We start from the raw sequence: 15,655 nt of genomic DNA, 5'->3' as shown, positions 1-15,655 counted from the left end.
CCGCCACCACATCAGGGGCGCGGGGAACTGCGCGACCAGCCTCCCCCAGCGCTTCGCCTGGGGGTGCCCCCACTCGCTTCGCTCGCCGGCCGGTGGTCCGTCTCCGGACCGAAGAGCCCCTTTGGGCCGGTGACGACCCGCGCGCCCGGTGGGGGCTGGGCGCGCAGTTCCCCGCGCCCCTATGTGCTCGGCCCCGCCGCAGAGGCGCCCCGCGCCCCGGGGACGCGCCCTCTGCGGCAGCAGTGCCCTCTGCGGGAGAGGTGCGTGCCCTCTGGGGGAGAGGGGGGGGTCAGCGGGCTGACGTGATGGCCTCGGCGGCGGCCTCACCGCAGACGCGGGCCGCACCGTGGGTGGCGACGTGGAGGGCGCCGCAGGGCGGGGCCTGGGGGACGCCCATCTCGACCACCACGGTGTCGGGCCTGGCGGCGACCACGCCGCCGAGCACCTCGGCCATCCACCCGTGCCGGTGCACGTCCCGCACGACGGCGACGATCCGCCGCGTACCGGCGCCGGCGAGGACTCGGGCGACGAGGTCGCCCCCTTCCGCGTCCGCGGAGCGGAAGGTCGCCGTCTCGGTGCCGGGCAGCAGCCGTACGAGTTCGGCCGCGACGCCCCACGGGGTGTCCTCGCCGACGGCGATGTTGGCCACCGGCGTGAACGCGGCCACGTAGGGCGCCGCGTCGAGGGCCGCGAAGCCGGGCGCGCGGGTGATCCGCAGCGCCCGCCTGGCGGCTTCGAGCCCGACCTCGGGTGCGGTCCCCTCCACCGCACCCGACTGCCCGGCCGCCCAGGCCGCCAGTTCACGGACCCGGGCCGCCGCGTCGGCGAGCCGTTCGCGCGGCAGGTCGCCGTTGTCGACCGCGGTGACGATGGCGTCGCGCAGCGCGTGCACGGTCTGCTCGTCGGCGAGGCCGCCGCCGACGCAGATCGCGTCGGCGCCGGCGGCGAGCGCCATGACGGTGCCGCGCTCGATGCCGTACGTGGCGGCGATGGCCTGCATCTCGATGCCGTCGGTGACGATGAGCCCGTCGTAGCCGAGGCCGCCGTCCTCGCGCGGGGCGCGCAGCAGGCCGGTGAGCACGGCGGGGCTGAGCGTCGCGGGCAGGTCGGGGTCGAGCGCCGGCACCAGGATGTGCGCGCTCATCACGACCTTGGTGCCCGCGGCCAGGGCGGCCCTGAAGGGCACGAGTTCGCGGGCGTGCAGCGTCTCCAGGTCGACGTCGATCCGCGGCAGCGCGTGGTGCGAGTCGGTGGCGGTGTCGCCGTGCCCGGGGAAGTGCTTGACGCTGGCGGCCACTCCCGCGGACTGCAGGCCCTCGACGTAGGCGGCGGTATTGCGGGCCACGAGGTCGGGGTCGGCGCCGAAGGAGCGCACCCCGATGACCGGGTTGCCCGGGTCGGAGTTGACGTCGGCGGAGGGCGCCCAGTTGAGGTTGACGCCGCATTCGGCGAGCCGGCGGCCGAGTTCGGCGGCGACCGCGCGGGTCAGTTTGACGTCGTCGACCGCGCCGAGCGCGAGGTTGCCGGGGAAGGACGAGCCGCCGCGCGCCTCCAGGCGGGTGACGTCGCCGCCCTCCTCGTCGGCCGCGACCAGCACGTCGGGCCGTACCGCCCGCAACTGGGCGGTGAGCGCGGCCAGTTGCTCGGGCGACTCGATGTTGCGGGCGAACAGCGCCACCGAGCCGAGGCCTTCGGCGAGCTGCCGCAGCAGCCACTCGGGCGCTGTGGTGCCGACGAAACCGGGCTGCAGGACGGTCAGCGCGTCGCGGACCACGAGGTCCGCAGGCGTTTCGGTGGAAATGACGGTCATCCCTTCACCGCCCCGGCCGTGAGGCCGGCGGCCATCTTGCGCTGGACGAGCAGGAACAGGATCACCACGGGGATACCCATCATGGTGGAACCGGCCATCATCGGCGCGTACTCGGTTCCGTGCTGGGTGGTGAAGGTGCCGAGCCAGACGGTGGCCGTCTGGTGGTCCTGGCTCATGACCAGCAGGGCGTAGAGGAACTCGTTCCAGGCCTGGATGAAGCCGTAGATGGAGGTGGCGACCAGGCCGGGGGCCAGCAGCGGGAAGACCACCCGGATGAAGGCGCCGGTGCGGCTGCAGCCGTCCACCATGGCGGCCTCTTCCAGCTCCTTGGGGATGTTGACGATGAAGCCGCGCAGCGTCCAGACGGTGAAGGGCAGCACGAACGTCAGGTACGTCAGGACCAGTCCCGACAGCTTGTCGATCTGGTGGATCTGGTTGAGCAGCAGGAAGACCGGGATGATCATCGCGACCAGCGGGACCATCTGGACGGTCAGGATGCCGACGATGACGACCTTGCGGCCGCGGAAGGCGAAGCGGGAGATGGCCAGGGCCGCGAGCAGGCCGATGAAGGCGCCGATCACGACGGTGCTGGCGCTGACGATCAGGCTGCGCTCGACCGGTCCCCAGAAGTCGCTGATGTTCAGGGCGCGGTGGAAGTTCTCCAGCGACACCGGCCACGGGAAGAAGTGCGGTTTGGGGTCGATGGCGTCCTTGGCCGGCTTGAAGGCCGTGTTCATCATCCAGTAGACCGGGAAGGCGGCCAGGACGAAGACCAGCAGGCCCAGCAGGTTCCAGCCGAGCTTGGCGTTGCGCCGCTTGCGGTTCACCGCGTCCAGGCGGCCCGCGGCGGTCGGCCGCGAGGTCAGCGCGCTCATTCCACCTCTCCGATCTTCAGCATCTGCCGCATGTACACCGCGACCACCCCGAGCAGCAGCAGCACGGTGAGCAGTGCGATGGCGGAGCCGGTGGCGTAGTCGTTGACGCCGAAGGCCTTCTCGTACGAGTAGGTGGTCAGCAGCTGGAACTCCGGTTCCGGGTGTCCGCCGCGCATCAGCCACACCTGGGCGAAGACGCCCATGTCCCAGATCACCGACAGGGTCGTCATCATCACGACCAGCGGCTTGATGATCGGGAAGGTGACGTAGCGGAAGACCCCGAAGGCGTCGGCGCCGTCCAGCCGCGCCGCCTCCTCCAGCTCCTTGGGGACCTGGGTGAGGCCGGCGCTGAGGGTGATCACCACGAAGGGGATCGCGCCCCACACGACCTGGAGCATGATCACGCTCAGGCCCTCGGGGCCGGAGGCGAACCAGTTGTGGCCGGTGTAGTCGACGCCCGGCAGCTGGCTGAGCGTCCAGTTCACGACGCCGTAGTCACTGTCGAACATCCACTTGAAGACGGTGACGGCGACCACCACGGGCATGGCCCAGCTGGCGACCAGCGCGATGTTCACCAGGGTGCGGACCCAGCCGGAGACCCGCTGCAGCAGCAGGGCGACCAGCATGCCGATCACCATGGTGAGGATCACCGCGCTGCCGGCGAACAGCACGGTCCGCACGACCACGGACCAGAACTCGTGGTCCTTCAGGATCGCCTGGTAGTTGTCGAAGCCGACCCAGGTGGCCGGTTTGAAGCCCCACAGCTGGGGCTTCTTGTAGTCCTGGAAGGACAGCGTGCCCAGTTTGACCAGCGGGTAGCCCAGGACGAGCACCAGCACCAGGATGCAGGGTGCCAGCAGCAGCCACGGTGTGGCCGCGCGCCCCAGGGTGAACCTGCGGCGCCGGGCGGCGCGGGGTCTCCCGGTCCTGTGGCCGGGAGGTGATGAGTGCCGCCGCGGGGGCGGCACCTGGGTGGTGGTGGTATCGGCGGCACTCATCACGTGCTCCTCTAGCGGTCCCGGTCTCCTGTTGTGGAAGGACTGGTCAGTTCTTGACGTTCAGGACCTTGTCCATGGCGGCGTCTGCGGCCTTGGCGGCGTCCTGGACGGACTGCTTTCCGGTGGCGATGTTCTGCAGCATGGTCTGCAGGGTCTGCGCCTTCTCGACACTGCCCCAGCCGGGCGCGGTCGGCACGAACCAGCTGCTCTCGGCCGCGGTCGCGGTGACCGTGTTGGCCGGGTCGGCCTTGAGGGTGGCCAGCTGGGTGTTGTTGTTGGGCAGGTTGCCCTTGCTCATCAGCGTGGTCTGCGACTGCGTGTTGGTGAAGTCGTTGATCCACTCGGCGGCCAGGTCGGCGTTCTTCGACTTGGACGGCACGGCCAGGTCGGAGCCGCCGAGGAAGACCGGCAGGTTCTTGCCGGACGGGCCGGGCATCACGAAGTTGACCAGGTTGTCCTTGAGCTTGCCGCCGGTCTTGTCGAACTTCGGGTCGGCGGCGGACGGCGCCTCCCAGCCCGGGGCGAACATCAGCGCGGACTTGCCCTGGCCGTAGACGATGTAGCGGTCGGACTCGTCCTTGGTGAGGTCGCCGTGCATGTACTTGCCGACGGCGTCCTTCCACGCGGTCAGGCCCTGGATGGCGGCGGGGGACTCCAGCGAGCCCTTCCACTGGCCGCCCGAGTTGGCGGCGATGGCGCCGCCGGCGTCGTAGACGAAGGACATGGCGGCGTACCAGTCACGGGAGGGCTGGTACCAGGCGTTGAACTTCGCGCCCTCCTTGGCCTGGATCTTGTCCAGGTCGGCGGTCAGCTCGGTCCAGTTCTTCGGGGTGTCCTTGACGCCGGCCGCGGCGGCGATGTCCTTGCGCCAGGTCGCGATACGGGCGGCCGCGTAGTACGGCACGCCGTAGTTCTTGCCGTCGTAGGTCACCGACTGCTTGAGGCCGTCCAGCCACTGGGCGGAGTTGTCGAACTTCGACGGGTCCAGCTCGGCGAAGGCACCCTCCGCCATGTAGGGCACCATCTCGGTGTTGCCCATCTCGACGACGTCGGGCGCCTTGTCGGTGGCGAGCACCGCGTCGAGCTTGGCGTTCTTGTCCGGCCATGCGTAGTACTCGTGCTTGACCTTCAGGCCCGGGTGCTTGGCGATGATCGCGTCGTCCGCGGACTTCACCAGTTCCGGCCAGTTGTGCTGGGCGTCGACGGTCAGCCAGACTGTGATCGTCTTGTCGGTCGTCGCGGCCGACGACGAACCGGCGTCCGCCTTCTTGTCGTCGTCCTTCTTGTCAGATCCACACGCCGCGATACCGACGATCATGGTCGCGACGCCGATCGCCGCGATGAGCTTGCGCTTCACGCCACCCTCCTCAGGATGCCCGAAACTCCCCCCACCGCCCGAATTGCCGACCGGCGTACGAGAACCGCCGGCCGAGTCCTGCTCGTGGGTCTGGGATTGGTCGTTAATGGTTTAGACCAGTACCGGGAGCTTGGCCTAGACCTTTAAGGGTGTCAAGGGTGTATAAGAACACCCGTCGGCTCTGTTATCGGACCGACACCTGAAGGGGAACCACACCCCCGCCGCCTGCCTCCCGCACGGCCGCGCGTGCCACCATGTGAGCCGCGATCAACGGAGGAGCCGGTGACGGCAGCACGACAGCAGTCGGGAGTAAACGTCATGGAGAGCGACGCGGCCACCAGCGCGGAGACCACGGCGGGCGGCGCCGCGGGCCGCACCGCCAGGGTGCCCAAGTACTACCGGCTCAAGCGCCATCTGCTGGACATCACGCAGACGATGCCTCCCGGCACCCCGGTACCGCCCGAGCGCACGCTGGCCACCGAGTTCGACACCTCCCGCACCACCGTCCGGCAGGCGCTCCAGGAGCTGGTGGTCGAAGGCCGGCTCGAACGCATCCAGGGCAAGGGCACCTTCGTGGCCAAGCCCAAGGTCTCCCAGGCACTCCAACTGACCTCGTACACCGAGGACATGCGCGCCCAGGGCCTGGAACCCACCTCCCAGCTGCTGGACATCGGCTACATCACCGCCGACGACCGGCTCGCCGGGCTGCTGGACATGAAGGCCGGCGGCCGGGTGCTGCGCATCGAACGCCTCCGGCTGGCCAACTCCGAGCCGATGGCCATCGAGACCACCCACCTGTCCGCCAAGCGCTTCCCGGCGCTGCGCCGCAGCCTGGCCAAGTACGTCTCCCTCTACACGGCGCTCGCCGAGGTCTACGACGTGCGGCTGGCCGAGGCCGAGGAGACCATCGAGACCTCGCTGGCCACCCCGCGCGAGGCGGGGCTGCTGGGCACCGACGTCGGCCTGCCGATGCTGATGCTCTCCCGGCACTCGATCGACACCACCGGCGAACCGGTGGAGTGGGTGCGCTCGGTCTACCGCGGCGACCGCTACAAGTTCGTCGCCAGGCTCAGCCGCCCGAACGGCTGACCCGGCCACCGATCCGTGCACGGGTAGTGACGACCACCGGTAACCTCCCCTAGATTTCCTGCGCATTGCACATGACGCTCTAGGGGACGGGAGCACCATCCATGCCGGAAGCACCACCGGACCCACGGCCGCCGGTCATCACCCCCATCCGGGTGCTGGCCGGGCTGTGCCTGCTCGCACCGTTCGTCGCCCTGCTGTGGGTGGACTCCTACTCGCGGATGACGCCCGCCTTCATCGGCATCCCGTTCTTCTACTGGTACCAGATGGCCTGGGTGCCGGTGGCCGCCGCGCTGACCTACACCGCGTACGCGCTCGTACGCCGTGAGGAGCGGGCACGCAAGGGGGGTGGCGCCAAGTGAAGGACGGCGTCAACGGCGTCGCGCTCGGCGTCTTCATCTTCTTCTTCCTCGCGGTCACCGTGCTCGGCTTCCTCGCCGCCCGCTGGCGCCGCGCCGCCGACCCGCTGCACCTGGACGAATGGGGCCTGGGCGGGCGGAGCTTCGGCACCTGGGTGACCTGGTTCCTGCTCGGCGGCGACCTCTACACCGCCTACACCTTCGTGGCGGTGCCCGCGGCGATCTACGCGGCCGGCGCCGGCGGCTTCTTCGCCGTGCCGTACACGATCATCACCTACCCGCTGGTCTTCCTCTTCCTGCCGCGGCTGTGGTCGGTCTCGCACAAGCACGGCTACGTCACCTCCTCGGACTTCATCCGCGGGCGGTTCGGCTCCAAGAGCCTGTCGGTGGCCGTCGCGATCACCGGCATCATCGCCACGATGCCCTACATCGCGCTCCAACTCGTCGGCATCCAGGCGGTGCTGGACGTCATGGGGGTCGGCGGCAGCGACTCCACCAACTGGTTCCTGAAAGACCTGCCGCTGCTGATCGCCTTCGGTGTGCTCGCCGCGTACACCTACTCCTCGGGGCTGCGGGCGCCCGCGCTGATCGCCTTCGTCAAGGACGCGCTGATCTACATCGTCATCGCGGTCGCGATCATCTACATCCCCTACAAGCTCGGCGGGTTCGACGACATCTTCAGCAAGGCGGGCGCCGCCTACGCGGTCAAGAACGACGCGGGCGTGCCGCGCGGCGCGCTGGTGACCGGGCCGAAGGCCCAATGGGCCTACGCCACGCTGGCGATGGGCTCGGCGATGGCGCTGTTCCTCTACCCGCACTCGGTCACCGCCGTGCTCTCCAGCAGGAGCCGCGACACGATCCGCCGCAACACCACGATCCTGCCGCTGTACTCGCTGATGCTCGGCCTGCTGGCGATGCTCGGCTTCATGGCGCTCGCCGCCGGGGTCGGCGGCAAGGGCTACAACGCCCAACTCGCCATCCCCCAGCTGTTCGAGAACATGTTCCCCTCGTGGTTCGCCGGGGTCGCCTTCGCCGCGATCGGCATCGGGGCGCTCGTCCCGGCCGCGATCATGTCCATCGCCGCGGCCAACCTCTTCACCCGCAACATCTACAAGGACCTGATCAAACCGGACGCCACCCCCGCGCAGGAGACGGCCGTCTCGAAGATCGTGTCCCTGGTGGTGAAGGTCGGCGCGCTGGTCTTCGTCCTGACCATGGACAAGACGGTGGCCATCAACTTCCAGCTGCTGGGCGGGATCTGGATCCTGCAGACCGTACCGGCCATAGTCGGCGGCCTGTTCACCCGCTGGTTCCACCGCTGGGCGCTGCTGGCCGGCTGGGCCGTCGGCATGGGCTACGGGACGTGGAAGGCGTACGAGCAGAGCAGCCCGACGCAGTCGCACTTCGGCGGGAACTCGGACATGATCCCGTGGATCGGCGAGAAGGGCTACATCGGCCTGACCGCCTTCGTGCTCAACGTCGGCGTCGCCGTCGTCCTGACCCTCGTGCTGCGCGCCCTCAAGGCGCCGGCCGGCGAGGACGAGACCGTACTGTCCGACTACACCGCCGAGTCCGACCCGGCGCCCGCCGACCCCGCGGGCCCGACCCCGGGCACCGCCCCCGGACTCCCGGAGCCCGCGGGAGCCTAGGCGTACGGCAGGAAGGAGGGCGCCCGCTGCATGCGGGCGCCCTCCTTGCCGTCCACGGGTCCGCCGGGTCCTACAGGCCCTGCCAGGCCGGCTTGGCCGCGTAGGTGGCCCGGAAGTAGGGCGCCAGCTTCAGCTTCGTGGCGGCGGCCTCGTCGACGATCACCGTGGCGTGCGGGTGCAGCTGGAGCGCCGAGGCCGGCACGACCGCCGCGACCGGCCCCTCGACGGTCGCCGCGACCGCCTCCGCCTTGCCCTCGCCGGTGGCGAGCAGCACCAGGTGCCTGGCCTCCAGGATCGTGCCGATGCCCTGCGTGATCACGTGGTGCGGCACCGCGTCGATGTCACCGCCGAAGAAGCGGGCGTTGTCGACCCGGGTCTGCTCGGTGAGCGTCTTGATCCGGGTGCGCGAGGCGAGCGAGGAGCAGGGCTCGTTGAAGCCGATGTGCCCGTCCGTGCCGATGCCGAGCAGCTGCAGGTCCACCCCGCCGGCCGCCGCCAGCGCGGCGTCGTACGCGTCACAGGCGGCCTGCACGTCCTCGGCGGCCCCGTCGGGACCCATGAAGGCCTCGGGGGACAGCCCCAGCGGCTCCACGACCTCGCGCAGCACCACCGAGCGGTACGACTCCGGGTGTCCCGTCGGCAGGCCCACGTACTCGTCCAGCTGGCACACCCTGGCCCGGGACACGTCCACACCGCCGGCCCGCACCCGGGAGGCGAGCGCCTGGTAGACCGGCAGCGGCGTCGATCCGGTGGCCACGCCGAGCAGCGCGTCCGGCTTGCGGTGGAGCAGTGCGGCCATGGCCTCCGCGATGATGTCGCCGCCTGCCGCGGCGTCCGGGACGATGACAACTTCCACGCTGGGCCTGCCGTTCTGGAGAGGTGGAGTGTGGTATAGACCAATCTATCAGGTGGCCGCCGCCCCGCCGAGTGCCGCCCGACCGCCGTTCCGGCGCCGCCCGGCCCGTCGCCCGGGACCCGCTTCCGCGCGCGGGCCGCCCGCTCCTGTGGTCGACTGTTGGAGTGCTCCGGGCAGCGGGATGGAGGCGGTGGGCATGGTGGGCAGCACACGCTCCCCGGCACGCGGCAGCGAGCGGCCGGGCACGATCATGGCCGGCGAGATGGCCGAGCAGCCCGAGGTGCTGCGGCGCATCCTGGACGTCGCGGCGCCCGCGATCACCGCGACCGCCCGCGGCATCGCCGACCGCGAACCCCGCTTCGCCCTGCTCAGCGCCCGCGGCACCTCCGACCACGCGGCGCTCTACGCGAAGTACCTGATCGAGGTGGAGCTCGGCCTGCCCTGCGGGCTGACCTCGATGTCCACCACCACCGCCTACGGGGCCACCCCGCACCTGGCCGACGTCCTGGTCATCACCGTCAGCCAGTCCGGCGGCTCACCCGACCTCATCGCCTCCACCACGGCCGCCAGGGCCGCCGGCGCGATCACCCTGGCGGTCACCAACAACCCGGACTCGCCGCTGGCCGAGGTCTCCGAATTCCACATCGACCTGCTGGCAGGACCCGAGAAGGCGCTGCCCGCGACCAAGACGTACACCGCGGAGCTGCTGGCCCTCTACCTCTTCGTGGTGGGCCTCGGCGGCACGGGACCCGCCCCCGCCGCCCACCGGCTGCCGCGGCTCGCGGAACAGGTACTCGCCCGTGGCGACGAGGTACGCGAGCTGGCCGGCCGCTACAGGTTCGCCGAGCGGATGGTCATCACCTCGCGGGGGTACGGCTACCCCACCGCCAAGGAAGCCGCACTCAAGCTCATGGAGACCAGCTACATCCCCGCCCTCGCCTACTCAGGCGCCGACCTGCTGCACGGGCCGCTCGCCATGGTCGACAACATCTCGCCGGTGATCGCCATCGTGACCGAGGGGCGCGGCGGTGAGGCGCTGCAGCCGGTCCTCGACCGGCTGCGCGGCCGGGGCGCGGACCTGGTCGTCATCGGCCCCCGAGCGAAGGTCAGCGCCGCGTCCGGCGGTTTCGCGATGCCCACGGCCGACGTGCCCGAATCCCTCCAGCCGCTGCTGGAGATCCTCCCGCTCCAGCGGCTGGCCTGGGAGATCGCCATGGCCCGCGGCCAGGACCCCGACTCCCCCCGAGCCATCGCCAAACTCACGGAGACCCACTAGGCCTTCCCGGGTGCCCACCCCCGACCCCCCACCGCGGTGGGTGCCCCTCCGCCAGGGGCCGCGCCCCTCCGCGGGCGAAGGCCACTTCTTCGGGGGGGCCGAGCACATAGGGGCGCGGGGCTGCATCTGATCTGCGGCTGGCGCCGCGCGGGCGCGCTCGGCCCCCACCGGGGGGTGGTCCGGGACGGACCGGGGAGCCCCAGGGGGCGGGCCGGCCGCAGGTCGGGAGGGGGCTCGTCCGGGGGCCGCGGGGGCGGAGTGGTTTCCGGGGGCGGAAAACACTTCGGGCCGCGGTGCCAGGAGAGGACCCTCAGCCTCACCCGCACCGCAGCCCGGAGCTGACGTCGGCGCCGTGGCCGGCGGGGTGTGCGGTCCCCGCGGACCCGTTAGGGCCGACAGCGAGGCAGCGGCGTAGTCAGGGCAGAGAACGCCTCGCCTCGATCCGCGCTCCTGTGCGGGGAGCCCGGAGGTTCGTGGTGCCGCCATTGTGGACTAGACCATTGGCCCGTGTCCATGGCTCGGCCCGGATTTCGTGCCGGGCCTGAACAAAGTGTGCCCGGAAACCGCGCGTCGCGCACCCCCCTCGGGGCTGCGGGTACGCTCGCAGGCGTGCCCTCCATGAACGACCTCGTACGCGAGCACACCGCGCTCGACGCCTCCGACCTCGAATGGCTCCACCTGCTGGTCTCGGAGTGGCAGCTGCTGTCCGACCTGTCCTTCGCGGATCTGGTGCTGTGGGTCCCGACCCGGGACGGCTCCCGCTATGTCTCGGTGGCGCAGATGCGCCCGAACACCGGGCCGACCTCGTACCAGGACGACATGGTCGGGCACCTCGTGCCGCGCGGGCGCCGCCCGCTGCTGGACGCCGCCCTGGACGAGGGGCGGATCGTCCGGGAGGGCGACCCGGAGTGGCGCGAGGAGGTCCCGGTGCGGGTGGAGTCGATCCCGGTGCGCCGGGACGGCCGGGTGCTCGGGGTGATCGCCCGCAACACCAACCTGCTGACCGTGCGTACCCCCAGCCGCCTGGAACTCACCTACCTGCAGAGCGCCAGCGACCTGGCCCAGATGATCGCGGCCGGCGCCTTTCCCTTCCCGGCCGAGCAGGTGGACATGGACGCCTCGCCCCGGGCGGGCGACGGGCTGATCCGGCTGGACGCGGACGGCATCGTGCAGTACGCGAGCCCCAACGCGCTGTCCGCCTACCACCGGCTGGGCCTGGCCGCCGACCTGGTCGGGCACCACCTGGGCAAGGCGACCGCGGAACTGGCCCCGGCCCGCGGCCCGGTGGACGAGGCGCTGGTGAAACTGGCCAGCGGCTGGGCGCCGCGGGAGTTCGAGGTGGAGGGCGGCGACGGCGTCATCCAGCTGCGCGCCATCCCGCTCAAGCCCAAGGGCGTGCACACCGGCTCCCTGGTGCTGCTCCGCGACGTCACGGAACTGCGGCGCCGCGAGCGGGAGTTGATGACCAAGGACGCCACCATCCGGGAGATCCACCACCGGGTGAAGAACAACCTCCAGACGGTCGCCGCACTGCTGCGGCTGCAGGCCCGCCGGATGGACTCCGACAAGGCCCGTGAGGCGCTGGAGGAGGCGGTGCGCCGGGTCGGCTCGATCGCCATCGTGCACGAGACGCTGTCCCAGACGCTGGACGAGAGGGTGGAGTTCGACGAGATCGCCGACCGGGTGCTGGCGATGGTCGCCGAGATCTCACCGGGCCGGGTCACCGCCCGCCGGGCGGGCAGGTTCGGCATCCTGACCGCGGAGATCGCCACCCCGCTGTCCATGGTGCTGACCGAGCTGCTGCAGAACGCCCTCGAACACGGCTTCGGGCCGGGGGAGTCGGGCAGCGTCGACATCACCGCGACCCGCGGCCGCGAGCTGATCACCATCACCGTCCAGGACGACGGCCGCGGCCTGCCGCCCGGCTTCGACGCCCAGCAGGCCGGCAACCTGGGCCTGCAGATCGTCCGCACCCTGGTGGTGGGGGAGTTGGGCGGCACCTTCGACATGCTGCCCGCCCCGGTGCGCGGCACCCGGGTGATCCTCGAACTCCCGCTGGAGACCGGCTGATCGGGCAGGAGACAGACCAAGGCCCCCGTACCGTCGTTGGTACGGGGGCCTTCGAATGCTGTGTGCTGCGCGTGTGACAGGTGCTGCGCGCTGCGGCTCGGTGGGAAGGCTGCGCGTCAGGCGCTGGCGTTGCGGGCCCGGTTGCGGGCGGCGCGGCGCTTCATTGCGCGACGCTCGTCCTCGCTGAGGCCACCCCAGACACCGGCGTCCTGGCCGCTCTCAAGCGCCCACTGCAGGCACTGCTCCATGACGGGGCAGCGGCGGCAGACGGCCTTGGCTTCCTCGATCTGCAGCAGCGCAGGACCGGTGTTGCCGATGGGGAAGAAGAGCTCGGGGTCTTCCTCGCGGCAAACGGCGCGGTGACGCCAGTCCATGGCTGCTCCAACTCCTTGTGTGACAAGCACGTTGCTTGTGAATGTGAACGCTTTCACGAATCCCCCCACAGGGAACGGGACGCCACCCAGTCTTCACTGGTGCAGTCCCGCTGGTGTGAGGTGGAAGTCGGGCTCTCAAGGGGGCCGGTTGGTCGGCCGTCCCGATCGCCACCTAGAGACTCGCAAACCTCGGCTGGAGATACAACCCCTTCAGGAAAGTTTTTTTTGATTCCTCGGTGTCGCCTCGATCACAGCCGTACTTCCATGGGGTGCAGGGCAGCCTAAACGTTCGAGTAAAAGGACTTTAGGCTCTTCGACTTACACAATGACGCGCAGTGCACGGCGTACGCCTGTGAAGGTCGCGCTCGTACGCAGCCCCAGGTGGTCACCGTCCACCTGGAAGGGCAGTGCCGCCTGCGATTGCAAGGTGAAGTCCGTCAGATCGTGCAGCGCCAGCGTGTGCTTGCCCCGCGGCCCCCGCTCCGCCGTGGAGCGGAGCAGTTGCGCCGCGTAGCGCGTACCGGACAAAGTGGACATCTTGTGGATACCCAGCAGGTCAAGCGCAGTGTCGAAGGACGCCTCCGGGGAGGCGTAGACGGGGCGGTTGCCCAGATACGTCCACGGTGCGGTGTTGCACACTATCGCCGTCGTCAGTCCGGAGACCGGTTCCTCGTCCGGGCGCTGCAAGGTGATCGTGCCGTGCCTGCGGTGCGGGTCGGCGATGAACTGCCGGGCCACCTGGCGCAGATACAGCGCATGCGTCGACCGCTTGCCCAACTCCCGCTGCTGCTCCACCCGGCCCACCACACCCGCGTCGAAGCCCAGCCCCGCGCAGAAGGTGAACCAGCGGTCCGGCACGCCCTCGTCCTCGGTGCCGGGGGTGCCGCTCACCAGGCCCAGGCCCACCGTCCGTGACGACCCGGCGCGCAGCGCGTCCAGCAGGGCGCCGGTGGCCTCCACGGCGTCGTTGGGCAGGCCGAGCGCGCGGGCGAAGACATTGGTCGAGCCGCCGGGGACCACCGCGAGCTGCGGCAGGGCGTCCGGGTCGGGGCCGTGGTGCAGCAGGCCGTTGACGATCTCGTTGACGGTGCCGTCGCCGCCCAGCGAGACCACCAGCTCGACCGCGCCGCCCTCCACCGCCTTGCGGGCCAGGTCGCGCGCGTGCCCGCGGTATTCCGTGGTCGCGACCTCCAGCTTCAGGTCGCTCGCCAGTGCGGTGCTGATCACGTCCCGCACCCGGGCGCTGGTGGTGGTAGCGGCGGGATTGACGACGAGAAGAGCGCGCATGCCCGATAGCGTACCTACGGTTTTTCGCATCGGGCTACGCTGAGTGGTGTGAGCCAGAGCCCCCACGACCCCTCGCCCGAGCCCTCCGCGGCCGCCGCTGAGGCCGCCGCGCCCGCCGCCGCGGCCCCGACCCCGCGCATTCTCGCCGCGGCGGCCATCGCCGGCCTCGAAGGGCTCGCGGTCGCCGCGTGGGGCGTGACGATGTTCTTCACCGACAGCGACAACGCGGTCCTGGCCGGGCTCACCGTGCTGGTGATGGCGGCGCTGCCGCTGGCCGCCGCCTACGGGCTGCACAAGGTGCGGCGGTGGAGCCGCGGGCCCGCGCTGATCATGCAGCTGCTGGCGTTGCCGATCGCCTGGACGATGCTGCACTCCTCGGGTGCGGTGGTGGCGGGCGGCGCCTTCCTCGGCGCCCTCGCCCTGGCGGGCCTGGTCTGCCTGGTCCACCCCTCCACCACCGACGCCCTCGGCGCCCGCCGCTCCGCCACCTGAGCGGAGAGCCGGGCGCCGACGGGCGAAGCCCCGGTCCGAGGCCCCGGGCTACTCCTCGATCAGCAGCTTGTCCCGCAGCTGCGCCAGGGTCCTGGCCAGCAGCCGGGAGACATGCATCTGGGAGATGCCGACCTCCTGGGCGATCTGCGACTGCGTCATGTTGCCGAAGAAGCGCAGCAGCAGGATCGTCTTTTCGCGCGGCGGCAGCTGCTCAAGCAGCGGCTTGAGGGACTCCCGGTACTCGACGCCCTCCAGCGCCTCGTCCTCCGAGCCGAGGGTGTCGGCGACCGCGGGGGACTCGTCGTCGGTGTCGGGCACGTCCAGCGACAGCGTGCTGTACGCGTTGGCCGACTCCAGGCCTTCGAGCACCTCCTCCTCGGAGATCTTCAGGTGCTCCGCCAGCTCGTGCACGGTCGGCGCCCGGCCGTGCCGCTGGGACAGCTCCCCCGTCGCGGTGGTCAGGGCCAGCCGCAGCTCCTGGAGCCGGCGCGGCACCCGTACCGCCCAGCCCTTGTCGCGGAAGTGGCGTTTGATCTCGCCGACGACCGTCGGCGTGGCATAGGTGGAGAACTCCACCCCGCGGTCCACGTCGAAGCGGTCCACCGACTTGATCAGGCCGATGGTGGCGACCTGGGTGAGGTCGTCCAGCGGCTCGCCCCGGTTGCGGAAGCGCCGGGCCAGGTGCTCGACCAGCGGCAGGTGCATGCGGACCAGCTGGTTGCGCAGCTCGGCCCGCTCGGGGGAGCCCTCGGGGAGCCGGCTCAGCTCGACGAAGAGCGCCCGCGCGCCCGCACGGTCGTGCGGGTCGTGCTCGGCCGGCTGCTCCTGGGCGGCCTGCGGCCCTTCGGGCTCCCGGTCCGCCGGACGGTCCTGCCGCCGCTCCGTCTCCATCGCCTTCTTCGCCTGCTCCGCCGCGTCCATTGCGTCCCTAGGGGTCTGCCCGCCCACGGGCTCGGGATGGGGCCTGGCCGCGTCAGCCGCCGCCTGCGGCCGCCCGGCGGGACCCGCGGGGTCCGGCGGCTGGGCGGGTACGGAGGCGCGACCGCGCGCCGCGGGCACGTCGTGCTCCGCGGGTGTGCCGGGGTTCTCCCCCCGGGACAGCTCAGCACTCATGGCGTTTCCCCGTCTTCCTGCACGGTTGTACCGTCACCGGCCCGCAGGTGGAC

Annotated in this window: 14 protein-coding genes; 6 read left to right on the top strand and 8 right to left on the bottom strand. The window is 71.0% G+C overall.

The genetic code is table 11. The features are described 5' to 3' along the window. Positions 1–289: 289 nt before the first annotated feature. From JT723_RS28655 to JT723_RS28640, 4 genes are read right to left on the bottom strand one after another with little or no spacing between them, the layout of a single operon-like run. The gene (locus tag JT723_RS28655; RefSeq protein WP_205047719.1) at positions 290–1,810 is read right to left on the bottom strand and encodes a glycoside hydrolase family 3 protein; all 1,521 of its coding nucleotides are present in this window, start codon (positions 1,808–1,810) and stop codon (positions 290–292) included. Continuing rightward, complete coding sequence (locus JT723_RS28650; RefSeq protein WP_205047718.1) at positions 1,807–2,685, bottom strand: carbohydrate ABC transporter permease; 879 nt, start codon at positions 2,683–2,685, stop codon at positions 1,807–1,809. The genes JT723_RS28655 and JT723_RS28650 overlap by 4 nt, the downstream gene beginning before the upstream one ends. Beyond that, positions 2,682–3,683 (bottom strand): carbohydrate ABC transporter permease, encoded by a 1,002-nt coding sequence (locus JT723_RS28645; RefSeq protein ID WP_205047717.1) that lies wholly within the window; start codon positions 3,681–3,683, stop codon positions 2,682–2,684. Before JT723_RS28645 ends, JT723_RS28650 begins: the two co-directional genes overlap by 4 nt. 46 nt (positions 3,684–3,729) lie before the next feature. Beyond that, positions 3,730–5,040 carry an extracellular solute-binding protein gene (locus JT723_RS28640; RefSeq protein ID WP_205047716.1) on the bottom strand — a complete coding sequence of 437 codons (1,311 nt, stop codon included), beginning with the start codon at positions 5,038–5,040 and terminating at the stop codon, positions 3,730–3,732. Positions 5,041–5,358: 318 nt separating this feature from the next. On the opposite strand from JT723_RS28640, the gene JT723_RS28635 reads away from it, so the two are divergent. The 3 genes from JT723_RS28635 (at position 5,359) to mctP (ending at position 8,134) form a co-directional block, all read left to right on the top strand. Next, positions 5,359–6,129, top strand: a complete 771-nt coding sequence (locus JT723_RS28635) for a GntR family transcriptional regulator (RefSeq protein ID WP_033171787.1) — start codon at positions 5,359–5,361, stop codon at positions 6,127–6,129. Between the two features lie 101 nt (positions 6,130–6,230). Next, on the top strand, positions 6,231–6,488 hold the full coding sequence (locus tag JT723_RS28630) for a DUF3311 domain-containing protein (RefSeq protein WP_205047715.1): 258 nt from the start codon (positions 6,231–6,233) through the stop codon (positions 6,486–6,488). Continuing rightward, positions 6,485–8,134, top strand: a complete 1,650-nt coding sequence (gene mctP / locus JT723_RS28625) for a monocarboxylate uptake permease MctP (RefSeq protein WP_205047714.1) — start codon at positions 6,485–6,487, stop codon at positions 8,132–8,134. Before JT723_RS28630 ends, mctP begins: the two co-directional genes overlap by 4 nt. Positions 8,135–8,204: 70 nt before the next feature. On the opposite strand, the gene nagB is transcribed toward mctP, so the two are convergent. Beyond that, positions 8,205–8,990: a glucosamine-6-phosphate deaminase gene (nagB, locus tag JT723_RS28620; protein WP_205047713.1), complete on the bottom strand. Its 786-nt coding sequence runs from the start codon at positions 8,988–8,990 to the stop codon at positions 8,205–8,207. A 196-nt stretch (positions 8,991–9,186) separates the two neighbouring features. On the opposite strand from nagB, the gene JT723_RS28615 reads away from it, so the two are divergent. Next, entirely contained in the window at positions 9,187–10,266 is a 1,080-nt protein-coding gene (locus JT723_RS28615; protein ID WP_205047712.1) for an SIS domain-containing protein, read from the top strand. Positions 10,267–10,884: 618 nt separating this feature from the next. Then, positions 10,885–12,336, top strand: coding sequence for a sensor histidine kinase (locus JT723_RS28610; RefSeq protein WP_205047732.1), 1,452 nt, complete (start codon positions 10,885–10,887; stop codon positions 12,334–12,336). Between the two features lie 116 nt (positions 12,337–12,452). Here JT723_RS28610 and JT723_RS28605 read toward each other — a convergent pair whose 3' ends face one another. Then, a complete protein-coding gene (locus JT723_RS28605; RefSeq protein WP_031520293.1) occupies positions 12,453–12,710 on the bottom strand; it encodes a WhiB family transcriptional regulator in 258 nt (85 codons plus the stop codon). 318 nt (positions 12,711–13,028) lie between these two features. Further along, complete coding sequence (locus JT723_RS28600) at positions 13,029–13,997, bottom strand: diacylglycerol/lipid kinase family protein (protein ID WP_205047711.1); 969 nt, start codon at positions 13,995–13,997, stop codon at positions 13,029–13,031. Positions 13,998–14,045: 48 nt separating this feature from the next. On the opposite strand from JT723_RS28600, the gene JT723_RS28595 reads away from it, so the two are divergent. After that, positions 14,046–14,489 (top strand): hypothetical protein, encoded by a 444-nt coding sequence (locus JT723_RS28595; RefSeq protein WP_251512415.1) that lies wholly within the window; start codon positions 14,046–14,048, stop codon positions 14,487–14,489. 48 nt (positions 14,490–14,537) lie between these two features. Here JT723_RS28595 and JT723_RS28590 read toward each other — a convergent pair whose 3' ends face one another. Next, the gene (locus JT723_RS28590) at positions 14,538–15,602 is read right to left on the bottom strand and encodes an RNA polymerase sigma factor SigF (protein WP_241094515.1); all 1,065 of its coding nucleotides are present in this window, start codon (positions 15,600–15,602) and stop codon (positions 14,538–14,540) included. Between the last annotated feature and the right edge of the window lie 53 nt (positions 15,603–15,655).

Origin of the sequence: Actinacidiphila bryophytorum, from assembly GCF_016916835.1 — a bacterium.
In the GTDB taxonomy this organism is placed as follows: Bacteria; Actinomycetota; Actinomycetes; order Streptomycetales; family Streptomycetaceae; genus Actinacidiphila; species Actinacidiphila bryophytorum.
The sequence above is the reverse complement of the archived record's forward strand: the minus strand, read 5'-3'. Positions and strand labels throughout refer to the sequence as shown.

Coding starts and splice junctions, on each gene's coding strand:
- JT723_RS28655 (WP_205047719.1), bottom strand. CDS start 1,810: ATGACCGTCATTTCCACCGAAACGCCTGCGGACCTCGTGGTCCGCGAC.
- JT723_RS28650 (WP_205047718.1), bottom strand. CDS start 2,685: ATGAGCGCGCTGACCTCGCGGCCGACCGCCGCGGGCCGCCTGGACGCG.
- JT723_RS28645 (WP_205047717.1), bottom strand. CDS start 3,683: ATGAGTGCCGCCGATACCACCACCACCCAGGTGCCGCCCCCGCGGCGG.
- JT723_RS28635 (WP_033171787.1), top strand. CDS start 5,359: ATGGAGAGCGACGCGGCCACCAGCGCGGAGACCACGGCGGGCGGCGCC.
- JT723_RS28630 (WP_205047715.1), top strand. CDS start 6,231: ATGCCGGAAGCACCACCGGACCCACGGCCGCCGGTCATCACCCCCATC.
- JT723_RS28615 (WP_205047712.1), top strand. CDS start 9,187: ATGGTGGGCAGCACACGCTCCCCGGCACGCGGCAGCGAGCGGCCGGGC.
- JT723_RS28610 (WP_205047732.1), top strand. CDS start 10,885: ATGAACGACCTCGTACGCGAGCACACCGCGCTCGACGCCTCCGACCTC.
- JT723_RS28605 (WP_031520293.1), bottom strand. CDS start 12,710: ATGGACTGGCGTCACCGCGCCGTTTGCCGCGAGGAAGACCCCGAGCTC.
- JT723_RS28600 (WP_205047711.1), bottom strand. CDS start 13,997: ATGCGCGCTCTTCTCGTCGTCAATCCCGCCGCTACCACCACCAGCGCC.
- JT723_RS28590 (WP_241094515.1), bottom strand. CDS start 15,602: ATGAGTGCTGAGCTGTCCCGGGGGGAGAACCCCGGCACACCCGCGGAG.